Source organism: Streptomyces luteolifulvus, assembly GCF_008806595.1.
Taxonomy (GTDB): Bacteria; Actinomycetota; Actinomycetes; order Streptomycetales; family Streptomycetaceae; genus Streptomyces; species Streptomyces luteolifulvus.
On the sequence record NZ_VZRB01000011.1, the window covers coordinates 124,717 to 145,894 of the forward strand.

The 21,178-nt window shown below is 71.4% G+C and carries 15 protein-coding genes; 5 read left to right on the forward strand and 10 right to left on the reverse strand.

What is annotated here, in order from left to right:
• Positions 1 to 19: 19 nt before the first annotated feature.
• Together F7R91_RS18130 and lgt are read left to right on the forward strand one after the other, a co-directional pair.
• The gene (locus F7R91_RS18130) at positions 20 to 796 is read left to right on the forward strand and encodes a DsbA family protein (RefSeq protein ID WP_191971538.1); all 777 of its coding nucleotides are present in this window, start codon (positions 20 to 22) and stop codon (positions 794 to 796) included.
• Between the two features lie 82 nt (positions 797 to 878).
• Positions 879 to 1,847, forward strand: coding sequence for a prolipoprotein diacylglyceryl transferase (gene lgt / locus F7R91_RS18135; RefSeq protein ID WP_150950034.1), 969 nt, complete (start codon positions 879 to 881; stop codon positions 1,845 to 1,847).
• Between the two features lie 128 nt (positions 1,848 to 1,975).
• Here lgt and F7R91_RS18140 read toward each other — a convergent pair whose 3' ends face one another.
• The 7 genes from F7R91_RS18140 to F7R91_RS18170 all read right to left on the reverse strand — a co-directional run bounded on the left by F7R91_RS18140 (position 1,976) and on the right by F7R91_RS18170 (position 9,995).
• A complete protein-coding gene (locus tag F7R91_RS18140; protein ID WP_150950036.1) occupies positions 1,976 to 2,815 on the reverse strand; it encodes an HpcH/HpaI aldolase/citrate lyase family protein in 840 nt (279 codons plus the stop codon).
• Positions 2,812 to 4,014 carry a CaiB/BaiF CoA transferase family protein gene (locus F7R91_RS18145; protein ID WP_150950037.1) on the reverse strand — a complete coding sequence of 401 codons (1,203 nt, stop codon included), beginning with the start codon at positions 4,012 to 4,014 and terminating at the stop codon, positions 2,812 to 2,814. The genes F7R91_RS18140 and F7R91_RS18145 overlap by 4 nt, the downstream gene beginning before the upstream one ends.
• The gene (gene rbsK / locus F7R91_RS18150; RefSeq protein ID WP_150950039.1) at positions 4,011 to 4,904 is read right to left on the reverse strand and encodes a ribokinase; all 894 of its coding nucleotides are present in this window, start codon (positions 4,902 to 4,904) and stop codon (positions 4,011 to 4,013) included. Before rbsK ends, F7R91_RS18145 begins: the two co-directional genes overlap by 4 nt.
• Positions 4,901 to 6,295 carry an ADP-ribosylglycohydrolase family protein gene (locus F7R91_RS18155; RefSeq protein WP_150950042.1) on the reverse strand — a complete coding sequence of 465 codons (1,395 nt, stop codon included), beginning with the start codon at positions 6,293 to 6,295 and terminating at the stop codon, positions 4,901 to 4,903. The genes rbsK and F7R91_RS18155 overlap by 4 nt, the downstream gene beginning before the upstream one ends.
• Positions 6,283 to 7,458 (reverse strand): ADP-ribosylglycohydrolase family protein, encoded by a 1,176-nt coding sequence (locus tag F7R91_RS18160; protein WP_150950044.1) that lies wholly within the window; start codon positions 7,456 to 7,458, stop codon positions 6,283 to 6,285. Before F7R91_RS18160 ends, F7R91_RS18155 begins: the two co-directional genes overlap by 13 nt.
• Positions 7,459 to 7,466: 8 nt before the next feature.
• Complete coding sequence (locus tag F7R91_RS18165; protein ID WP_150950045.1) at positions 7,467 to 8,585, reverse strand: ADP-ribosylglycohydrolase family protein; 1,119 nt, start codon at positions 8,583 to 8,585, stop codon at positions 7,467 to 7,469.
• Positions 8,586 to 8,858: 273 nt separating this feature from the next.
• A complete protein-coding gene (locus tag F7R91_RS18170) occupies positions 8,859 to 9,995 on the reverse strand; it encodes an ADP-ribosylglycohydrolase family protein (RefSeq protein WP_150950047.1) in 1,137 nt (378 codons plus the stop codon).
• A 272-nt stretch (positions 9,996 to 10,267) separates the two neighbouring features.
• Between F7R91_RS18170 and F7R91_RS18175 the strand changes: the two genes are divergently transcribed.
• The 3 genes from F7R91_RS18175 to F7R91_RS18185 all read left to right on the forward strand — a co-directional run bounded on the left by F7R91_RS18175 (position 10,268) and on the right by F7R91_RS18185 (position 17,431).
• Positions 10,268 to 10,999, forward strand: coding sequence for a VIT1/CCC1 transporter family protein (locus tag F7R91_RS18175; protein ID WP_150950050.1), 732 nt, complete (start codon positions 10,268 to 10,270; stop codon positions 10,997 to 10,999).
• A 368-nt stretch (positions 11,000 to 11,367) separates the two neighbouring features.
• Positions 11,368 to 15,975 (forward strand): glutamate synthase large subunit, encoded by a 4,608-nt coding sequence (gene gltB, locus F7R91_RS18180; RefSeq protein ID WP_150950182.1) that lies wholly within the window; start codon positions 11,368 to 11,370, stop codon positions 15,973 to 15,975.
• The gene (locus F7R91_RS18185) at positions 15,968 to 17,431 is read left to right on the forward strand and encodes a glutamate synthase subunit beta (protein WP_150950052.1); all 1,464 of its coding nucleotides are present in this window, start codon (positions 15,968 to 15,970) and stop codon (positions 17,429 to 17,431) included. The genes gltB and F7R91_RS18185 overlap by 8 nt, the downstream gene beginning before the upstream one ends.
• 93 nt (positions 17,432 to 17,524) lie before the next feature.
• On the opposite strand, the gene F7R91_RS18190 is transcribed toward F7R91_RS18185, so the two are convergent.
• From F7R91_RS18190 to F7R91_RS18200, 3 genes are all read right to left on the reverse strand, one after another.
• Positions 17,525 to 18,235: a DUF1080 domain-containing protein gene (locus F7R91_RS18190; protein ID WP_225320687.1), complete on the reverse strand. Its 711-nt coding sequence runs from the start codon at positions 18,233 to 18,235 to the stop codon at positions 17,525 to 17,527.
• On the reverse strand, positions 18,232 to 19,395 hold the full coding sequence (wecB, locus tag F7R91_RS18195) for a non-hydrolyzing UDP-N-acetylglucosamine 2-epimerase (RefSeq protein WP_150950054.1): 1,164 nt from the start codon (positions 19,393 to 19,395) through the stop codon (positions 18,232 to 18,234). Before wecB ends, F7R91_RS18190 begins: the two co-directional genes overlap by 4 nt.
• Positions 19,396 to 19,521: 126 nt before the next feature.
• Positions 19,522 to 20,775, reverse strand: a complete 1,254-nt coding sequence (locus F7R91_RS18200) for a glycosyltransferase family 2 protein (protein WP_150950056.1) — start codon at positions 20,773 to 20,775, stop codon at positions 19,522 to 19,524.
• Between the last annotated feature and the right edge of the window lie 403 nt (positions 20,776 to 21,178).

A 21,178-nucleotide genomic window follows, 5' to 3' on the forward strand; every position in this document is an offset into this window, starting at 1 on the left:
CCGGTTCGTTCTGCGGGGTGTGAGCGAGAAGAACCGTGACGGAAAGCGCACCGCCCGGGAGCGGCTGGCGGCGGAGCGTGAGAAGCAGAGGGCCGCTGAGAAGCGACGCCGTGGCCTGATCGTGGGCGCGAGCGTCGTCTGCGTCCTGGGTCTCGCGGCGGTGATCGGCATCATCGCCGCGAACGCCGGCAAGGACGACGGCGGTGAGGCGACGGGCCCCGCCGTGGCGCCCTCGGGAGCCATCGGCCAGAGCGGCCTGGTGATCCCCGTCGGCAAGCAGAGCGCCAAGTCGACGCTCACCATCTGGGAGGACTTCCGCTGCCCGGCCTGCCAGGCCTTCGAGACGGCGTACCGCTCCACGATCCACGAGCTGGCGGACACCGGCCAGCTCAAGGTGGACTACCGCCTCGCGACGATCATCGACGGCAATGTGGGCGGCAGCGGCTCCGGCAACTCGGCCAACGCGGCGGCCTGCGCCCAGGACGCCGGAAAGTTCACGCCGTACCACGACGTGCTCTACGACAACCAGCCACCGGAGAACGACGACGCCTTCGCCGAGGACAGCAAGCTCATCGAGCTCGCGGGCAAGGTCGAGGGCCTCGACACGCCCGCCTTCCGCACCTGTGTTGAGGACGGCACGCACGACGGCTGGGTCGCTAAGTCCAACCAGGCATTCCAGGACGGCGGTTTCAGCGGCACACCGACCGTGCTGCTGAACGGCAAGAACATCTACCAGGACCAGACGCTGACGCCGGCGAAGCTGAAGCAGATGGTGCAGGAGGCGAACCAGGGGTAAGGGATTCTCACGTCCCCGTTATGGACCCGTAGCCGAGCTGCCTGCCGTGCCCCCCGCCCGGCAGGGTAGCGTCGACCCTGCCATGGAACTTGCCTACATTCCCAGCCCGTCGCGCGGGGTGCTGTACCTCGGCCCCATTCCGCTGCGCGGCTATGCGTTCTGCATCATCATCGGCGTCTTCGTCGCGGTCTGGCTCGGCAACAAGCGCTGGATCGCCCGCGGCGGGCGGGCCGGCACGGTGGCCGACATCGCTGTGTGGGCCGTGCCCTTCGGCCTGATCGGCGGCCGGCTCTACCACGTGATCACGGACTACGAGCTGTACTTCAGCGAGGGCCGTGACTGGGTCGACGCCTTCAAGGTGTGGGAGGGCGGCCTCGGCATCTGGGGCGCGATCGCGCTCGGTGCGCTGGGCGCCTGGATCGGCTGCCGCCGCCGGGGCATCCCGCTGCCCGCGTACGCCGACGCCGTCGCCCCCGGTATCGCCTTCGCGCAGGCCATCGGCCGCTGGGGCAACTGGTTCAACCAGGAGCTGTACGGACGGTCCACGGACCTGCCCTGGGCGCTGAAGATCACGTCGTCGACGGACGGCCGGGTGCCGGGCACCTACCACCCGACGTTCCTGTACGAGTCGCTGTGGTGCATCGGCGTCGCCGTGCTCGTCATCTGGGCCGACCGCCGCTTCAGGCTGGGGCACGGCCGGGCGTTCGCGCTGTACGTCGCCGCGTACTGCGTCGGCCGGTTCTGGATCGAGTACCTGCGGGTGGACGACGCCCACCACATCCTGGGCCTGCGGCTGAACAACTGGACCGCGGTGATCGTGTTCCTGCTCGCGGTGGCGTACATCGTGCTGTCCGCGAAGAAGCGTCCGGGACCGGAAGAGATCGTCGAGCCGGGTGTCTCCGACAGCAGGACCGGGACCGACGGCGAGGACGAGGCCAAGGACGAGGACAGGTCCAAGGACGAGGCCAGGTCCGAGGACACGGCCGACTCCGCGAACGAGGGCGAGAAGGAAGACGCCAAGGACGAGGCGGAGTCCGCGAACAAGAGCTGACGGCAGGTCGTCTGCCTATGGGGCGCCCCGGAAACCCCGGGGCGCCTCGTCGTATGAGGAGAACCGCAGCCCTCAGGGGCGCGGGGAACTGCGCGACCAGCTACGACGGACACCCGACCGACCCGCGCTCACCGCCTGCGTGCCAGCGACAGCGTCCGCTGCGCCGTCGCCACCACCGCCGCATCGACAAACCTCCCGTCGGGCAGCGCCTGGGCGCCCCGCTCCCTGATCGCCGCCTTCACGATCGTCTCCGCCTGTTCGATCTCCCACTCGGTGGGAAGGTAGGACCGCTCGATGACGGGGAGCTGACGGGGATGGATGGCCGCGCGGCCCAGGAAGCCCAGGGCGCGGCCATGGGCACAGGAGGCCGCCAGGCCCTCCAGATCGCGGATGTCGGGGTGGACCGACTGGGACGGCGGTGCGAGACCCGCCGCCCGCGCGGCCACCACGATCCGGGAGCGTGACCAGTCGAGGCCCGCGTCCTCACGTACGCCCAGATCGGCCCGCAGGTCCGCCTCTCCGAGCGCGATGCCGCACAACGCCCCGTGCGCGGCGGCGATCGCATGGGCGTTCTCGACGCCCCGGGCGGACTCCAGCAGGGCGTACAGCGGGGGCGTGCCCGGGCCTGCCGCGCCCGCCGCGGCCGTGCGCTGCGCGACGCGGACCACCTGCTCGGGCGACGTCACCTTCGGCAGGCGCAGTCCGGACACGCCCGGGAGGGCGGCCACCGCCCGCAGGTCGGTGTCGGCGAGCGGCCCGTCGAGGGCGTTCACCCGGACGTGGACCGGGACGGGCTGCGGCTCGGCGAGGAGTTCGGCGGTGGCCGCGCGGGCGTACTCCTTGCGGTCGGGGGCGACCGCGTCCTCCAGGTCGATCACGACGACATCGGCCCCGGCGAGCAGGGCCTTGGCGACGACGGACGGGCGGTCGCCGGGGGCGTACAGCCAGGTGAGGGGCGCCGTGGTCACAGGGCTCCCTCCGTGCGCAGGGCGGTCAGTTCGGCCGGGGTCAGTCCGAGTTCGGTCAGGACCGTGTCCGTGTCCGCGCCGTGCGGGCGCCCGGCCCAGCGGATCGCGCCGGGTGTGGCGGAGAGGCGGAAGAGCACGTTCTGCATGCGCAGGGGGCCCAGTTCGGGGTCGTCGACGGTGGTGACGGTGCCGAGGGCCTGGTACTGAGGGTCCGTCATCACATCCCGTACGTCCTGGATCGGGGCCACCGCCGCCTCCGCCTTCTCGAACGCCGCGAGGACCTCCTCGCGGGTGCGCTCGGCGATCCAGGCGCCGACCGCCTCGTCGAGGACGTCCGAGTGGCGGGCCCGGTCGGCGCCCGTCGCGAACCACGGTTCGTCGATCAGCTCCGGGCGGCCCACCAGACGCATCACGCGTTCCGCCACCGACTGGGCGGACGTGGAGACGGCGACCCAGGTGCCGTCCGCGGTGCGGTAGGTGTTGCGCGGGGCGTTGTTCTGGGAGCGGTTGCCGGTACGCGGCTGGACATGGCCGAGCTGGTCGTACCAGAGGGGCTGCGGGCCGAGCACCATCAGGATCGGCTCGATGATCGCCATGTCGACGACCTGGCCCTCACCGGTGCGGTCACGTGCCGCGAGCGCGGTCATCACGGCGTACGCGGTGGCCAGCGCGGCGATGGAGTCGGCGAGGCCGAAGGGCGGGAGCGTCGGGGGAGCGTCCGGTTCGCCGGTGATCGCCGCGAAGCCGCTCATCGCCTCGGCGAGGGTGCCGAAGCCGGGGCGACGGGCGTACGGGCCGAACTGGCCGAAGCCGGTGACCCGGGCGAGGACCAGTCGCGGGTTGGCGGCCGACAGTTCCTCCCAGCCGAGGTCCCACTTCTCCAGGGTTCCGGGGCGGAAGTTCTCGATGATCACATCGGCCGTGGCCGCGAGGCGGAGCAGGGTCGTGCGGCCGCCCGGTTTCGACAGGTCGAGGGTGATGGTGCGCTTGTTGCGGCCCAGGAGTTTCCACCACAGACCCACACCGTCCTTCGAGGGGCCGTGGCCGCGGGAGGGGTCCGGTTTCGCCGGGTGCTCGATCTTGACGACCTCGGCGCCGTAGTCGCCGAGCAGCGTGGCGGCGAGGGGCCCGGCGAAGAGGGTGGCGAGGTCGAGGACGCGCACACCGGTCAGGGGCCCGGTCGGGGGAGCCGTGGTCATACGGTGAACCGCGCCTCGATCTCGGACCGGTACGGCATCGACGCCGACGCGCCCTCCCGCTGGACCGACAGCGCTGCCGCCGTGGCCGCCCACGCCAGGGCCTCGGGCATCGGGCGTTCCTCGCCCAGCGCCACCGCGAGCGCCCCCACGAACGTGTCACCCGCGCCGGTCGAGTCCACGGCGGTGACCCGGGGCGCGGGGACGCTGAGCGGTTCGCTGCCCCGGGCCGCGTACAGGCTGCCCGCCGCGCCCAGGGTGACGACCACCGCCGGCACCCGGTCGAGCAGGGCCGTGGCCGCGCCCTGCGGGTCGGTGATGCCGGTGAGCGCCGCGGCCTCGTGCTCGTTGGGGACCAGCAGGTCGGTGGCGGCGAGGAGTTCGGGCGGGAGCGGCTGGGCGGGGGCGGGGGTGAGGACCGTACGGACGCCGTGGGCGCGGGCGGTCCGGGCGCCCGCGACGACCGCAGGCAGGGGGATCTCCAGCTGGAGGAGCAGTGCGTCGGCGGCGGCGATGAGGCCCTCGTCGCCGGGGGCGAGATGGTCGACGGTGCCGTTGGCGCCGGGGATCACGACGATCGCGTTGCCGCCCTCGTCGTCCACGACGATGTGCGCGGTACCGGAGGGACCCTCGGTGGTGCGCAGATGGTCGGTGTTCACGCCGGAGAGTTCGAGGGTGGAGCGCAGACGGGTGCCGAAGGCGTCGTTGCCGACCGCGCCGATCACCGAGACGGTGGCGCCCGCGCGGGCCGCGGCGACCGCCTGGTTGGCGCCCTTGCCGCCGGGGATCGTACGGAACTCCCGCCCCGTCGCGGTCTCCCCGCGCTGCGGGGCCTTCTCGACATAGGCGACGAGGTCCATGTTCGTGCTGCCGAGCACGACGATGTGCGTCATGGGCGCGGTGCCTCCAGGGAGGTGAGCTCGTGGGTGAGGTGGGCCAGGGTGTCGAAACCGATGCCGTTGAAGTCGCCGACCGTGGTGGACAGACGGTTCTTGAGGGGGGCCGTCCAGCGCTCGGGGAGTGCGCCGGGGCCGCCCGCGAGAAGCCCGGCGATGCCGCCGGCGGTGGCGCCGTTGGAGTCGGTGTCCCAGCCGCCGGAGACGGCACGGCAGATGGAGCCCGTGAAATCGCCGTCCGCGTGGGTCAGGGCGGCGGCGATCAGGGCCGTGTTGGGGACGGCGTGGACCCAGTGGTGGGTGCGGCCGTGGGCGGTGTGCAGCTGGTCGACGACCGTGTCGAAGTCCTCGTGGGACTCGGCCAGCCGGACGGCGTGACGGACCGCGCGGGCGAGGCGGGAGGCCGGGGGGACGACCGTGAGTCCGGTGCGCAGACAGGTGTGGACGTCGGGGGAACCGGTGGCCGCGGTGGCGATGACGGCGGCCGTGAACATCGCCGCGTAGACGCCGTTGGCGGTGTGGCTGAGGGTGGCGTCCCGGTGGGCCTGCTCCGCGGCTGCCGCCGGGTCTGCGGGGTGCGTCCAGCCGTGGATGTCGGCGCGGATCAGGGCGCCGATCCACTCCCGGAAGGGGTTGCGGTGGCGTGCGGTGCGCGGGGGTTCCAGGCCGGTGAGGAGGTTGCGGTAGGCGATGCGTTCGGCGGTGAACGTACGCCCGGCGGGGAGTTCGTCGAGCCAGAGTTGCGCCACGTCATGGGTGGTGAAGTGGGCGCCGTGGCGTTGGAGCAGGAGGAGATTGAGGAGGGGGTAGTTGAGGTCGTCGTCCTCGGGCATGCCGTCGATGTTCTCGGCGAGGGAGGTGGGCGCGGAGCGGCGGTTCCAGGGGTATGCGGTGAGGAGGTCGTCGGGGACGCCGCGGGCGGTGAAGTAGCTGTTGAGGGGCCAGTTGCCGGTGGTCTTGGCGAGCTCGCGGATGCCGGTCAGAGGGAGCTTCTCGACGGGCTTGCCCAGCAGGCAGCCGACGGCTCGGCCGAGCCAGGCGGCTTCCAGGCGGGCGGGCTTTGTGGGCGCCGCCTCCGCGGCACGCAGGTCCGCAGCCGGGCGGGCCGGCCAGTTCGGGCACAAGGCCTTGATCCTGGGCAGGTCCGTCGGCTCGCTGTCCGCCAACCTGCTGGGCAGGTCCGCCAGTTCGTCCAGCAAGTCCTCCGCCAGCAGGCGCAGGTACCTCGACGCCGGTTCCGGTGATGCGCCCGCGCGGAGCGGGGCGTCCGGGCCGCCCGCCGCTCGCCATCTCGCCGCGATCGCCGAGGGCTCACGCCCGTCCAGTGCCGCCTGGCGCAGTTCGTGGCCCAGGAGGTCCTCCGGCTGGACCCAGGTCAGGCGGAGCATCTCGGGCCTCCGAGCTCGGCGAACGCCGCCTCGTGGGCCCGGCGGCGGCGGACGTCCCGTTCGAAGATCTCCCGGGTGACCTCGGTGAGCGTCGCCGCCGGTTCCCACAGGTCCAGGCGGCTGGCCTCCGCGACCGTCTTCGCCCAGTCCTCGGGAGCGGGCGAGCCCAGGGCGCCGGCCAGCGCTCCCGCCATCGTGGCGATCGAGTCGCAGTCGCGGCCGTAGTTCACCGCGCCCAGCACCGTGTGGCGGTAGTCGCCGTGGGCGACCAGCAACATGCCGAGGGCGACGGGGAGTTCCTCGATCGTGTGCAGGCGGGAGGGGCGGCGGGCGGCCAGGGAGGGGGCTCGGTAGTCGGGGCCGACCGTGTCGTACGGTGCCACCGCCTCCCGGAGCGGGCCGAGTGCCGACTCGAAGTCCGAGTACCGGCCGGCCGCGTCGCAGACCGTCTCGATCGCCGCCCTCGTGCCGTCCTTCGCGAGGCCGAGGCAGGCGGTCACCACCGAGTCCGGGGTGGCGCCCGGTGTGCTCGCCGCCGCCACCGCCGCCGCGAAGACGGCGGCCGCCTCACGGCCGTACGACGACTGGTGGGCGCCGGCGACATCCAGGGCCTCGGCGTACGCGCCCGCCGGGTTGGCCGCGTTGACCAGGCCGACCGGGGCCATGTACATCGCGGCACCGCAGTTGACGATGTTGCCGACGCCGGCCTCGCGGGGGTCGGCATGGCCGTAGTGGAGCTTCGCGACCAGCCATTTCTCCGCCAGGAAGATCCGCTGCAACGGGAGGGCCTCCGCCTGCAGTTCCGGGATCCAGCGGGGGTTCGTCATCAGGTCCGGGACCAGGCGGTCGGCGATCGCGTAGGCGTCGAGGTGGTCGCGGACCTGTGCGTACACCCGTACCAGCGCATGCGTCATCAAGGTGTCGTCGGTGACGTGGCCGTCGCCCTTGTGGTATGGGGCGATGGGCCGGGCCGTGCGCCAGGCGTCGCCGTTCCAGGGCCCGACGATGCCGTGGACGCGGCCGCCGTGGCGTTCGAGGATCTGCTCGGGGGAGTAGCCCTCGACGGGGCCGCCCAGGGCGTCGCCGACGGCGGCTCCGACGAGCGCTCCGGTGATCCGCTCCTCCAGGCTTCCCGCTCGGTTTTCATCTCCTTTGGGCGTCATGCCCCGAATCATCCTCCTGGTGGGGCCGGTTGTGCGGCTTCCAGGAGTTCGGCGAGTTCCACCAGGTCAGTGCCGGTGAGCCGGGGGAGTACACAGCCGGAGAGGGTGCGGCAGGTGTCCCGCCAGGACTCGGGGACGGCCGCGCCGCCGCCGACCGCGCCGGTCAGGGCGCCGACCAGGGCCGGGGCGGAGTCCGCGACCCGGGACAGGCAGGCGGCCGCGGGGACCGCCTCCGTGATCCGGCCGGCGGCCGCGGTGGCCAGGGCCAGGGCGATCGGGACCGTCTCGGCGGCCGCGATGCCGTAGCTGTAGACGTGGTCGACGATCCGGTGCTCCAGCGCCGGGACCGCGGCGAAGGCGCTCTCCGCGTCGAGGGCCAGCTTCAGCGCGTCGCGGGCGTTGCGGCCGATCTCGGTCTCCTCGGGGAGCTCCGCGAGTGCGGCCCCCACGCACTCCTCCACCTTCGCGCCGGCGAGGGCCCGGGCGACGGCCGCCGCCATGGCGCGGGCACCGTGCACCCCGTCGCCGTCCTGGGTGTAGCGGGCGTCGAACTCGGCGAGGGCGGCGGCGAGCCGGGGGTCGCCCGGGTGGGCGACGGCGAGGACACAGGCCCGTACGCAGGCGGCGTCGTCGAAGTAGTGCGGGTTGTCGTGGCCGGTGGCGGGCGGGCGGAGGCCCGCGGCAAGGTTGCCGAGTCCGGCCCGGACGGAGATGCGGGCGCGCAGCGGCAGCACGGCCGACTCGATCTCGGGGGCGCGTTCCGCTGCCGCGGCCACCTCGCTCGCCAGGGCGTTCCAGGTCAGGTCGATGGCTGCCCGGGTACGGCGCTCCCGGCTCAGGTCTCCGAGCACGCTGTCGTCGCCGGCCCTGAGGACGGCCTCCGCCGCGAACGCCGCCCACTCGGCGTCGTCCGAGGGGCCGAGACGCAGCGGTTCCGGCGGCTGGTTCAGCGCGACGGGCACGGGAAGGGTGGTCGTCGCGTTCTGCTCGGCGAAGGTGTCCAGCTCCCGGGTGAGCCGCCGGGTCCACTCGGGCATCCGGGCCGCACGATGCCGAGCGGCCGGCCACCCGACGGCATCACCCGCGGCGAGCCCCAGCAACAACCCCTCGATCCGGCGGGGCCTCATGGCTGCACCTCGTCTTCGGGGGAGGGGCCGGGTACGGATCGGCCGTGCAGGCAGGGGAGTTCGCGGGCGGGTTTGTCGTCTGCGGTGGGCCTCGGCGGCTTCCGGGTGGGGCGGGTTTTCATGGTTGCCCCTCGTGGTCGGGTGTGGGGGTCAAGGGGACGACGGGGTCGGGTGCGGGTCCGCCGCCTTGTCGTCGGAGTTCGCGGGTGGGCCCCTGGCCCCGCTTCACGCTCGCCGTGCGGCACAGCCGCGGCCCCTTGGCGCGGCGCGGCCTCACGGTCGTACCTCTTCCTCGTCCGCCGCCAGGACGTACGCCGTCTGTTCGGGTGGTGGGCCGCCGTCGCGGTGTACGAGATCGCCGACGAGGCCCTCGACGACCTCCTCCACGAGGATGTCCGCGCCCCACTTCCCCGTCTCGTCCGGTGTCAGGAGTTCCGCGAGGTCCAGGATGTGGTGGCCGGCCATGGACGGCAGGCATCTGCCGCGGACCGGGCCGATGGCCGAGGCCCACTCGGCCGGGATCGCCGAGGCCTTCTGGGTCGCGCCGGCCAGTGCGCCCGCCACCGCCGCCGTGGTGTCGGCGTCGCGGCCCATGTTCACGGCGGTGAGGACGGCCTCCCTGAAGTCGCCGTCGGCTGCGGCGTACGCGCCGAAGGCGAGGGCGACGGCCTCGGGGGCGAGGTCGGTCCATGGATAGCCGCCGATGACCACGGCGGAGCGGACCGCGCGTTCGCCGCCGTGGGCGACCGCGACGGCCCGGCGCAGCGAGCGGGCCGTCCAGGAGTCCTCGGGGACGACCGCGAGGGCGGCGGCCACGACCGCGACCGTGGGGGCACCGGCCATCGCCGCGGCGACGCCCGCCGCGACCGCCTGGCCGCCGTAGATGCCCTCGCCGTCGTGGCTCACCGAGCCGTCGATGGCGACCAGCCGGGCCGCTTCGGCGGGGCGGCCCGCCGCGAACACTCCGAACGGCGCGGCACGCATGGCCAGGCCGTCGCTCCAGGCGTGCCGGTGCTGGGCCGAGATGGGGGCGGCCAGTCCCCGGCGCAGGTTCTCCAGCGTGCCGCGCTCGCTGAAGCCCGCCCCGCGGAAGGGGCCTTCGGCGCGGTCCGCGATCCACTCGTGCCAGGCCGCCTCCGCATGGGCCGTGGTCAGCGCGGAGCCGTGCCGGGCCAGTAGCAGGCCCGAGAAGATCGCGTACTCGGTGTCGTCGGTGCCCGCGGGGTGCTCGGCGACGTACCCGGTGATACGGCCCCAGCGGGTGCGGATCTCGGAGGGCTTCAGGTTCTCGGCCGGCGCCCCGAGGGCGTCCCCGACGGCGAGGCCGAGCAGCGCGCCGCGCGCCCGTTCGCGGAGTTCGGCGGCGTTCCCGGGCGCCGGGACGGAGGGAATGCAGGCGATCGATGCCATACGCGGCCTCTCCTCTCAAGGGCGCGGATTCCTCGCGGATCCCTTTGCGGAACTGTCCCCCGGCACGGTGTTCACCGCAGCCTCATGGGCCCCGGAGTCACCCGGTCGACATTTGCGCGCGGGTCGCAACGGATGAGCGGAGAAGGGTAAAAGCGCAGGTTAGCCCAGCCTTTCCTTGCTGGCGGAAGGGAATGTCACGGCGTACGGTGAGCATTGTCGAAAAGTAGAAACTGTCCAAACTTAGCTTTGGCTAAGCTCTCCTGGGGGACCGCATGGCGATCATCGACACCGAGGCCTCGCTGCACGAGGCGCACCGCGACAACCACACCCACCGGGATGTGAACGGCGGCTGGCTGCGCCCCGCCGTCTTCGGTGCGATGGACGGTCTGGTCTCCAACCTCGCCCTCATGACCGGTGTCGCGGGCGGCTCCGTCGGCCGTCAGGCCATCATTCTGACCGGCCTCGCGGGGCTCGCGGCCGGCGCCTTCTCCATGGCCGCCGGCGAGTACACCTCCGTGGCCTCGCAGCGCGAGCTGGTCGAGGCCGAACTGGATGTGGAGCGGCACGAGCTGAGGAAGCACCCCAAGGACGAGGAGGCCGAGCTCGCCGCGCTCTACGCATCCCGGGGTGTCGAGCCCGCGCTCGCCCGGGAAGTGGCCCGCCAGCTGTCGAAGGACCCCGAGCAGGCCCTGGAGATACACGCGCGCGAGGAGCTCGGCATCGATCCCGGCGATCTGCCCTCGCCGCTGGTCGCGGCCGTGTCGTCGTTCGGCGCCTTCGGGCTCGGCGCCCTGCTGCCCGTGCTGCCGTATCTCCTGGGAGCCGTCGCGCTGTGGCCCGCCGTGCTGCTGGCGCTCGCGGGGCTGTTCGGGTGCGGTGCGGTGGTGGCCAGGGTGACGGCGCGGAGCTGGTGGTTCAGCGGTCTGCGGCAGCTCGCTCTCGGTGGCGCGGCGGCCGGTGTGACGTACGCCCTGGGCAGCTTGTTCGGAACGGCCGTAGGATAGGCCGTCCGGAACTTATGCGTGGGACCGCATAAGTAGCCGTTACTCACTGGTTTCGAACGATTAACCACTGGGCATGAGCCGTAAGCGCTGTGGGCAATGAGGCCTGCCGCGCATCCGTGGGATGGGCGACGACGCTCCCCCTGCCACCGGTCCGACGGACACCGATCTGTCCGCCTCGGTCCCCATAGCTTTCACCGCCCCGTGCGGTACCCCGCCGTCACCCCGCGGCGTCCGCATGTTGGAACGGAGTATCCGCTTCCCGAGAACCGCTCCATGATGTAACCTGCACGAAATTTCTCACCATACGCAGAGGGCCAACGTCGTCCCTCGGCACTTGCATATGCCAGATGACGACGACGGGAGAGCCGATGCGTACGCCGCGCCAGCCGTCCCAGCACTCCACGAATGGCCAGAACTGGTCGTTCATGGATGCTCGCCCTGCTGCGCAGGGTATGTACGACCCCCGCAACGAGCACGACGCCTGTGGCGTCGGCTTCGTGGCCACCCTCACCGGCGAGGCGAGCCACGCGCTGGTCGAGCAGGCGCTCACGGTTCTGCGCAACCTGGAGCATCGCGGTGCCACCGGCTCCGAGCCCGACTCGGGCGACGGCGCGGGCATCCTGTCCCAGGTGCCGGACGCCTTCTTCCGTGAGGTGGCCGGTTTTGAACTGCCTCAGGCGGGTGCGTACGCCGTCGGCATCGCCTTCCTGCCCGAGGACGCCACCGCCGACGCCGTCTCACGGATCGAGACGATTGCCGCGGACGAGGGCCTGACCGTCCTCGGCTGGCGCGAGGTTCCGGTCGCCCCCGAACTGCTCGGCGCCACCGCCCGTTCGACGATGCCCGCCTTCCGTCAGATCTTCGTGACCGACGGCGTCAGCGAGGGCATCGACCTGGACCGCAAGGCCTTCGTGCTGCGCAAGCGCGCCGAGCGTGAGGCCGGCGTCTACTTCCCGTCGCTGTCCGCGCGGACCATCGTCTACAAGGGCATGCTGACCACGGGTCAGCTGGAGCCCTTCTTCCCGGACCTGTCCGACCGCCGTTTCGCCTCCGCGATCGCGCTCGTGCACTCCCGGTTCTCCACGAACACCTTCCCCTCGTGGCCGCTCGCCCACCCGTACCGGTTCATCGCGCACAACGGCGAGATCAACACGGTCAAGGGCAACCGCAACTGGATGCGCGCCCGCGAGTCCCAGCTCGTCTCCGATCTGTTCGGCTCCGACGAGAAGGCCATCGAGCGGATCTTCCCGGTCTGCACGCCCGACGCCTCCGACTCGGCGTCCTTCGACGAGGTGCTCGAACTCCTGCACCTGGGCGGCCGTTCGCTGCCGCACTCCGTGCTGATGATGATCCCGGAGGCGTGGGAGAACCACGACTCGATGGACCCGGCCCGGCGCGCCTTCTACCAGTTCCACTCCACGATGATGGAGCCCTGGGACGGCCCGGCCTGTGTCACCTTCACCGATGGCACCCAGGTCGGTGCGGTCCTCGACCGCAACGGCCTGCGCCCCGGCCGCTACTGGGTCACCGACGAGGGCCTGGTCGTCCTCGGTTCCGAGGTCGGCGTCCTCGACATCGACCCCTCCAGGGTCGTCCGCAAGGGCCGCCTCCAGCCCGGCAGGATGTTCCTCGTCGACACCGCCGAGCACCGCATCATCGAGGACGACGAGATCAAGGCCCAGCTCGCCGCCGAGAAGCCGTACGCGGAATGGCTGGAGGCCGGCGAGATCGAGCTCTCCGACCTTCCCGAGCGCGAGCACATCGTGCACACGCACGCCTCGGTCACCCGCCGCCAGCAGACCTTCGGCTACACCGAGGAGGAGCTGCGCGTCATCCTGGCGCCGATGGCCAAGGCCGCCGCCGAGCCGATCGGTTCGATGGGCACCGACTCGCCGATCGCCGCGCTGTCCGAGCGCCCGCGGCTGCTCTTCGACTACTTCACCCAGCTGTTCGCGCAGGTCACCAACCCGCCGCTGGACGCCATCCGCGAGGAACTCGTGACCTCGCTGAACTCCTCCCTCGGCCCGGAGGGCAACCTGCTGGAGCCGACGGCCGCCTCCTGCCGCAGCGTCACCCTGCCCTTCCCGGTCATCGACAACGACGAGCTGGCCAAGCTCATCCACATCAACGCCGACGGCGACATGCCGGGCTTCAAGGCCGCGACCCTGTCGGGTCTGTACCGGGTGTCCGGCAGCGGTGACGCCCTCGCCGCGCGCATCGAGGAGATCTGCGCCGAGGCCGACGCCGCCATCGAGAACGGCGCCCGGCTGATCGTCCTGTCGGACCGCCACTCGGACGCCGAGCACGCGCCGATCCCCTCGCTGCTGCTCACCGCGGCCGTTCACCACCACCTCATCCGCACCAAGCAGCGCACCGAGGTGGGCCTGCTGGTCGAGGCGGGCGATGTCCGCGAGGTCCACCACGTGGCCCTGCTCATCGGCTTCGGCGCCGCGGCCGTGAACCCGTATCTGGCGATGGAGTCGGTCGAGGACCTGGTCCGCGCCGGCACCTTCCTGCCGGGCATCGAGCCCGAGAAGGCCATCCGCAACCTGATCTACGCGCTCGGCAAGGGCGTCCTGAAGGTCATGTCCAAGATGGGCATCTCGACCGTCGCCTCCTACCGCGGCGCCCAGGTCTTCGAGGCCGTCGGCCTCGACGAGGCCTTCGTCGAGAAGTACTTCGACGGCACCGCCTCCAAGATCGGCGGCGTCGGAATCGACGTCATCGCCAAGGAGGTCGCCGCCCGCCATGCGAAGGCGTACCCGGCGAGCGGCATCGCGCCCGCCCACCGTGCGCTGGAGATCGGTGGCGAGTACCAGTGGCGCCGCGAGGGCGAGCCGCACCTGTTCGACCCGGAGACGGTCTTCCGCCTCCAGCACTCGACGCGCACCGCCCGCTACGACGTCTTCAAGCAGTACACCGGGCGCGTGAACGAGCAGTCCGAGCGGCTGATGACGCTGCGCGGCCTGTTCGGCTTCAAGTCCGGTGAGCCGGGGCGTCCCTCGATCCCCGTCGATGAGGTCGAGCCGGTCTCCGAGATCGTCAAGCGCTTCTCCACCGGCGCCATGTCGTACGGCTCCATCTCCAAGGAGGCGCACGAGACCCTCGCCATCGCCATGAACCAGCTGGGTGCCAAGTCCAACACCGGTGAGGGCGGCGAGGACCCGGAGCGCCTGTACGACCCGGCGCGCCGCTCGTCGATCAAGCAGGTGGCCTCCGGCCGCTTCGGTGTGACCTCCGAGTACCTGGTCAACGCGGACGACATCCAGATCAAGATGGCCCAGGGCGCCAAGCCCGGTGAGGGCGGCCAGCTGCCCGGCCACAAGGTGTACCCGTGGGTGGCGAAGACCCGGCACTCGACGCCGGGCGTGGGGCTCATCTCCCCGCCGCCGCACCACGACATCTACTCCATCGAGGACCTGGCCCAGCTGATCCACGACCTCAAGAACGCGAACCCGGCCGCACGCGTCCACGTGAAGCTGGTGTCGGAGGTCGGCGTCGGCACGGTCGCCGCCGGTGTGTCCAAGGCCCACGCGGACGTCGTCCTCATCTCGGGCCACGACGGCGGTACCGGTGCCTCCCCGCTGACCTCGCTGAAGCACGCGGGCGGTCCCTGGGAGCTCGGCCTCGCCGAGACCCAGCAGACGCTGCTGCTCAACGGCCTGCGCGACCGGATCGTCGTGCAGACCGACGGCCAGCTGAAGACCGGCCGTGATGTCGTCATCGCCGCGCTGCTCGGCGCCGAGGAGTTCGGTTTCGCGACCGCGCCGCTCGTCGTCTCCGGCTGCGTCATGATGCGCGTCTGCCACCTGGACACCTGCCCGGTCGGCATCGCCACCCAGAACCCGACCCTGCGGGAGCGGTTCGCCGGCAAGGCCGAGTACATCGTCAACTTCTTCCAGTTCATCGCCGAAGAGGTCCGCGAGATCCTCGCCGAGCTGGGCTTCCGCTCCATCGAGGAGGCCGTCGGCCACGCCGAGGTGCTCGACGTCACCCGTGCCGTCGACCACTGGAAGGCGCAGGGCCTGGACCTGGAGCCGCTGTTCCATGTGCCCGAGCTGCCCGAGGGCGCGGTGCGCCACCAGGTGATCGCGCAGGACCACGGTCTGGAGAAGGCGCTCGACAACGAGCTGATCAAGCTCGCCGCCGACGCCCTGGCCGCGGACTCCGCGAACGACGCCCAGCCGGTCCGCGCCCAGGTCGCCATCCGCAACATCAACCGCACGGTCGGCACCATGCTCGGCCACGAGGTGACGAAGAAGTTCGGCGGTGCGGGCCTGCCCGACGACACCATCGACATCACCTTCACGGGCTCGGCGGGACAGTCCTTCGGTGCCTTCCTGCCGCGCGGTGTCACGCTGCGCCTGGAGGGCGACGCCAACGACTACGTCGGCAAGGGCCTCTCCGGCGGCCGGGTCGTCGTCCGCCCCGACCGGGGCGCCGACCACCTCGCCGAGTACTCGACGATCGCGGGCAACACCATCGCCTACGGCGCGACCGGCGGTGAGCTGTTTCTGCGCGGGCGGACCGGTGAGCGGTTCTGCGTCCGCAACTCCGGTGCCCTGGTGGTCTCGGAGGGCGTGGGCGACCACGGCTGCGAGTACATGACCGGCGGTCACGCGGTCGTCCTCGGCGAGACGGGCCGCAACTTCGCGGCCGGTATGTCGGGCGGCATCGCCTACGTGATCGACCTCGACCGCGACAACGTCAACGTCGGCAACCTCGACGCGGTCGAGGCGCTGGACGAGACGGACAAGCAGTGGCTGCACGACGTGGTGCGCCGCCACGCCGAGGAGACCGGCTCCACCGTCGCCGAGAAGCTCCTGGCCGGGTGGGACGAGGCCGTGAACCGCTTCAGCAAGATCATCCCCAGCACGTACAAGGCAGTGCTCGCCGCCAAGGACGCCGCCGAGCGAGCCGGTCTCTCCGAGACCGAGATCACCGAGAAGATGATGGAGGCGGCGACCCATGGCTGATCCCAAGGGCTTTCTCAACCACGGCCGCGAGGTCGCCACGTCCCGCCCGGTCGAGGTGCGCCTCAAGGACTGGAACGAGGTCTACGTCCCCGGCTCCCTGCTGCCGATCATCAGCAAGCAGGCCAGCCGGTGCATGGACTGCGGCATCCCGTTCTGCCACAACGGCTGTCCGCTGGGGAACCTGATCCCCGAGTGGAACGACTACGCCTACCGCGAGGACTGGGGGGCCGCCTCCGAGCGGCTGCACGCCACCAACAACTTCCCGGAGTTCACCGGCCGCCTGTGCCCCGCTCCCTGTGAGTCGGCGTGTGTGCTCGGCATCAACCAGCCGGCCGTCACCATCAAGAACGTCGAGGTCTCGATCATCGACAAGGCGTGGGAGACCGGTGACGTCGCCCCGCAGGCCCCGGAGCGCCTGTCCGGCAAGACGGTCGCGGTCATCGGCTCGGGCCCGGCGGGCCTGGCCGCCGCGCAGCAGCTCACGCGGGCCGGCCACACGGTCGCGGTGTACGAGCGCGCGGACCGCGTCGGCGGCCTCCTGCGCTACGGCATCCCCGAGTTCAAGATGGAGAAGCGGCACATCAACCGCCGTATCGAGCAGATGCGCGCGGAGGGCACCCGCTTCCGCACCGGCATCGAGATCGGCCGCGACCTCAAGGCGACCGACCTGAAGAAGCGGTACGACGCGGTCGTCATCGCCGCCGGTGCAACGACCGCCCGTGACCTCCCGGCCCCCGGGCGTGAGCTGACCGGCATCTACCAGGCCATGGAGTACCTGCCGCTGGCCAACAAGGTCCAGGAGGGCGACTACGTCACCGCTCCGATCTCGGCCGAGGGCAAGCATGTCGTGGTCATCGGCGGCGGCGACACCGGCGCGGACTGCGTGGGCACCGCCCACCGCCAGGGCGCTGCCTCGGTCACGCAGCTGGAGATCATGCCCCGCCCGAACGACGAGCGGAACCCCGTCGCCCAGCCCTGGCCGACCTTCCCGATGCTCTACAAGGTGACGAGCGCGCACGAGGAGGGCGGCGAGCGGGTCTACTCCGTCTCCACCACCCACTTCGAGGGCGACGAGGACGGCAACGTCCAGTGGCTGCACCTGGTCGAGGTCGAGTTCGTCGACGGCAAGCTGACCCAGAAGCCGGGCACGGAGCGCAAGATCCCCGCCCAGCTGGTCACCCTGGCCATGGGCTTCACCGGCACGGACCGGGAGAACGGCATGGTGGACCAGTTCGGCCTGGACCTCGACGAGCGTGGCAACATCGCCCGCGACACCGACTTCCAGACCAATGTGCCGGGTGTCTTCGTCGCCGGTGACGCCGGCCGCGGCCAGTCCCTCATCGTGTGGGCGATCGCGGAGGGCCGCTCGGCCGCCCGTGGCGTCGACCGCTTCCTGACCGGCGCCAGCGATCTGCCGGCCCCGATCCGCCCGACGGACCGCTCGCTGATGGTCTGACGGCACCTCAAGAACGTCCCGTACAAAGGCGTACGGAACACAGACGGCGCCTGCCCACAGTCCCCGACCGGACTGGGCAGGCGCCGCCGCCTTTCAGCGCGCACTCGCCTTCAGCCCCTCGAAATTCACGGACGCGTCCTCGGTGTACGCCCCCACCTTCCCCGCCGTGTACGGCCGTTCGGTGTCCGTGAAGGTCACCAGCCGCTTCCCGTCCACCCGGACGACGAGCACCGCACCCCGCTGCTCCACCCGCACCGCGTACCATCGGCCGACCGGATACGTCTCGTGCCCCGTCGCCAGGAAGCGCTGGCCGCCCGGATACGCCGGGTCCCGTTTGCCGAGTTCCCAGCCGTTGGGCTTCAGGGTGATGTAGTAGAAGTGCTCCGGGTCGGTGTACGCCCAGACCAGCCAGGGCACTTCCCAGGGGTTCGGGTCGGGGTCGCGCAGCTGCCGTTCGGTCCGCATCCGGGCGTCGTAGCGCAGGTCTGCGTACGAGGCGGTGCTCACCACCAGCCCGGCGTGGGTGGTGCCCGGGTCCTCGGCCCGCCTCGGCGACAGGGTCAGCGCGTCGTCGTCGCCCGCGTTGGTGCCGTGGCCGTTGAACACCGAGAACCAGCGGCCGTGCGTCGAACCGTCGGCCCAGGGCCTGAGCGGTGGGGCCTTCTCCGACTGGCACCGGCTCAGCGTGCCCGCCAGGACGGCGGTCAGCGCGAGAGCCAGTGCCACGGCGGCAAGGGCCCGGCCCCTGCGCCCCCGCGGAACCGGAGGGATCCGTCTGCGGGGGCGCAGGAGTGGCGGTGTCATGCAGTCGAGTATGGCCCGGGGGCGCTCACGGTGACCGGCACATCGGCGGCGAAGTCCTCGGCCAGCTGGGCCAGGACGCGTGCGGCGGCCCGCCCGTCGCCGAACGGGTTGCCCGCGCCCGCCATCCGCCGGTACTGGGCCGCGTCGTCGAGCAGTTCCCCGGCGGCGTCCACGATGGTCTCCGGATCGGTGCCGATCAGCCGGGCGGCACCGGCCTCGACCGCCTCGGGGCGCTCGGTGGTGGTGCGCAGGACCAGCGCCGGCTTGCTCAGGCTCGGTGCCTCCTCCTGGATGCCGCCGGAGTCGGTGAGGACGAGGTCGCACTCTGCGAGCGTGGCCGCGAAGTCCACGTACCCGAGCGGTTCGACCAGCGAAATGCCCTGGTGGCCTTCGAGTTCGGGCAGCAGCGCCTCCCGGACGGCCGGGCTCTTGTGCAGGGGCAGCACGATCTCCACGTCCCCGCGCCCGGCGAGCCGGCGCAGCGCCCGGCCCATGCCGCGCATCCGCTCGCCCTGGTTCTCCCGGCGGTGCAGGGTGACCAGGATGCGCCGGGCGCCGGTGCGGAACGCGGAGTTGCCGGTGCCCTCGGCCAGCACCCACAGCAGGTTGTCGATCACCGTGTTGCCGGTGGTGAAGACCTGCTCCTGCGGAACACCCTCGTCCGTCAGATGCCGGGCCGCACGCGGTGTCGGGGCGAAGTGCCAGCGTGCGATGCGCCCGATCAGGCTGCGGTTGAGCTCCTCCGGGAAGGGGTTGTCGATGACGCCGGTGCGCAGTCCGGCCTCGACATGGGCGACCGGGATCTTCTCGTAGAAGGCGGCCAGGGCGCCGGCCAGCGCGGTGGTCGTGTCCCCCTGCACCACGACCAGGTCGGGCCGCTGCTCGCGCATCACCTCGCCGAGGTCGGCCACCAGACGGGCGGTCAGGTCCGACAACTCCTGGCGGCTGCGCATCACGTCGAGCGAGACCCGGACGTCGACGCCCAGCAGGTCCAGCATCTGGTGCAGCATCTCGCGGTGCTGGCCGGTGGTGACGACGAGCGGCTCGAACTGGGTGCCGGTCGCCATCGCCCGCGCCACCGGCGCCAGTTTGATCGCTTCCGGCCGGGTCCCGAGCACCAGCATGGCGCGTACGGGCACGACTGACGTGTGAGTGGACATGGTGCCCCCCTTGGGCATGCGCGGTCCCCCCGGACCGCGTGAAGATGAGAAGTGAAGATGAGAAGTAAGGAGAGATACGAGGCGCACGTACGACACGGAGGCGGGCGTGGTACGCCCGCGGAGACCTCAGGTGCGCGCGGTCTTCAGCCAGGTGCGCCTGCCGGTGAGCATCCGCGCGAAGCCCCACCAGCCGGCGGCGAACCAGATGTAGCCGTAGAAGACGAAGACATGCGCGAGCAGCACCGAGCGCACCAGACCGAGGTCCCGCTCCCGCTTGGCGTACACGAAGCCGTACGCGTAGGCGGCCGTGAACGAGAGCAGATACGGGCCGAGCAGCCACATGGGCGAGACGAGCGGGTGTCCCACCTGGACGGAGGCCACGGTGGTGGCGCCCAGGGCGACGAGGAAGGACACGGGCAGCAGCGAGGTGAGCAGGATGAGCACCGGGCTGGAGAGATGGTAGAGGAGGTCGAGCGCTGCCCGGGCCGGCACGTCCCGCAGGATGAGCGGGACGAGACCGGCCGACTGCAGATGGCCCTGGAACCAGCGGGATCGCTGGCGGACCAGGCGCCGCAGGCTGAGCACGGCCTGCTGGGAGACCGCGGCGGTGGTGCAGTGCTGGTTGGTCCAGCCCTTGGAAATCAGCCGCACTCCGAGGTCGAGGTCCTCGGTGAGGCTGTCGCTCCATGGGCCGGCGCCATCCATGGCGTTCAGCGTGTTGAGCGCCGACAGCCTCATGAACTGCCCGTTGCCGCCCATGCCCACGCTGCCGATGAAGCGGCGCGCGCTCTGGAACACGTCGCCGTAGACGACGAACTCCATGTCCTGCATACGGGCGAGCAGTCCCAGGTGCCGGTTGTACATACGGACGCAGACCTGGACCGCGCCCGTACGCGGGTCGTCGAAGAAGGGGTCGACCGACTGCACGATGTGCGGGTCGAGCCGCCCGTCCGCGTCGACGACGCAGAGGATCACATCGGCGGGATCGCGGCCGGTGAGCAGCCCGGACTCCCTGAGGTGCCGCACCCCGTCGTTCAGTGCGGCGCCCTTGCCCCGGCGCGCGTTCGGCGGGGTGCGCCGGTGCACCCGGACCAGCCGTGGGTCGGCTGCCAGCGCGATCTCGGCGGTGCGGTCGTCCGACCCGTCGTCGATGACCAGCGCCATGAAATTCCCGGCGGGCAGCGAGGTGATACGCGCCAGGCTTTCGGAGAGCACTTTCTCCTCATTGAGACACGCCAGCAGGAATACGTAGAAGCGTTCCCGGCGCTCCGTTCTGGAACGCCGAATTCTGCGTCGGGAGAGCAGGAACAGGCTTGTGTTGTAACAGCCGGCCATGACGATCAAGGTGATGCTCGACCAGAGGAGCAGCTCAATGATCATGGCCGCTCCCGGATCTGACCTGCGCGTTCGCCGGAACTCCGGGTGCGCGCCGCCGTATCCGGGTCCGGGCCAGCAGTATCAGACAGGCCGTCAGGCAGTAGAGCAGGAATCCGGCTCCGGCCGTTGCCTGCAGGGCTTTGGCCAAAGGTAGACCCGGCACTGCTTCCGGCGCGGCCATCGCCCCTGCCAGGGGCAGAAGGGCCCCCAGAGCGGGTCGTCCGTACATTGTCCCCCCACACTTTTCACCGCGCGTCCCCATCGCGCGAAGGTGAACCTAGCAGACCCCCGGGCCGGCTCAGAAGAGGATCCGGAAAACGGATAAGTGTGATCATCTGATGGGGTTGATGGGGCGCATTCGGCAATCCCGGAATTCACCCTGCGCCCCGTTGACACCCTTCTTGAT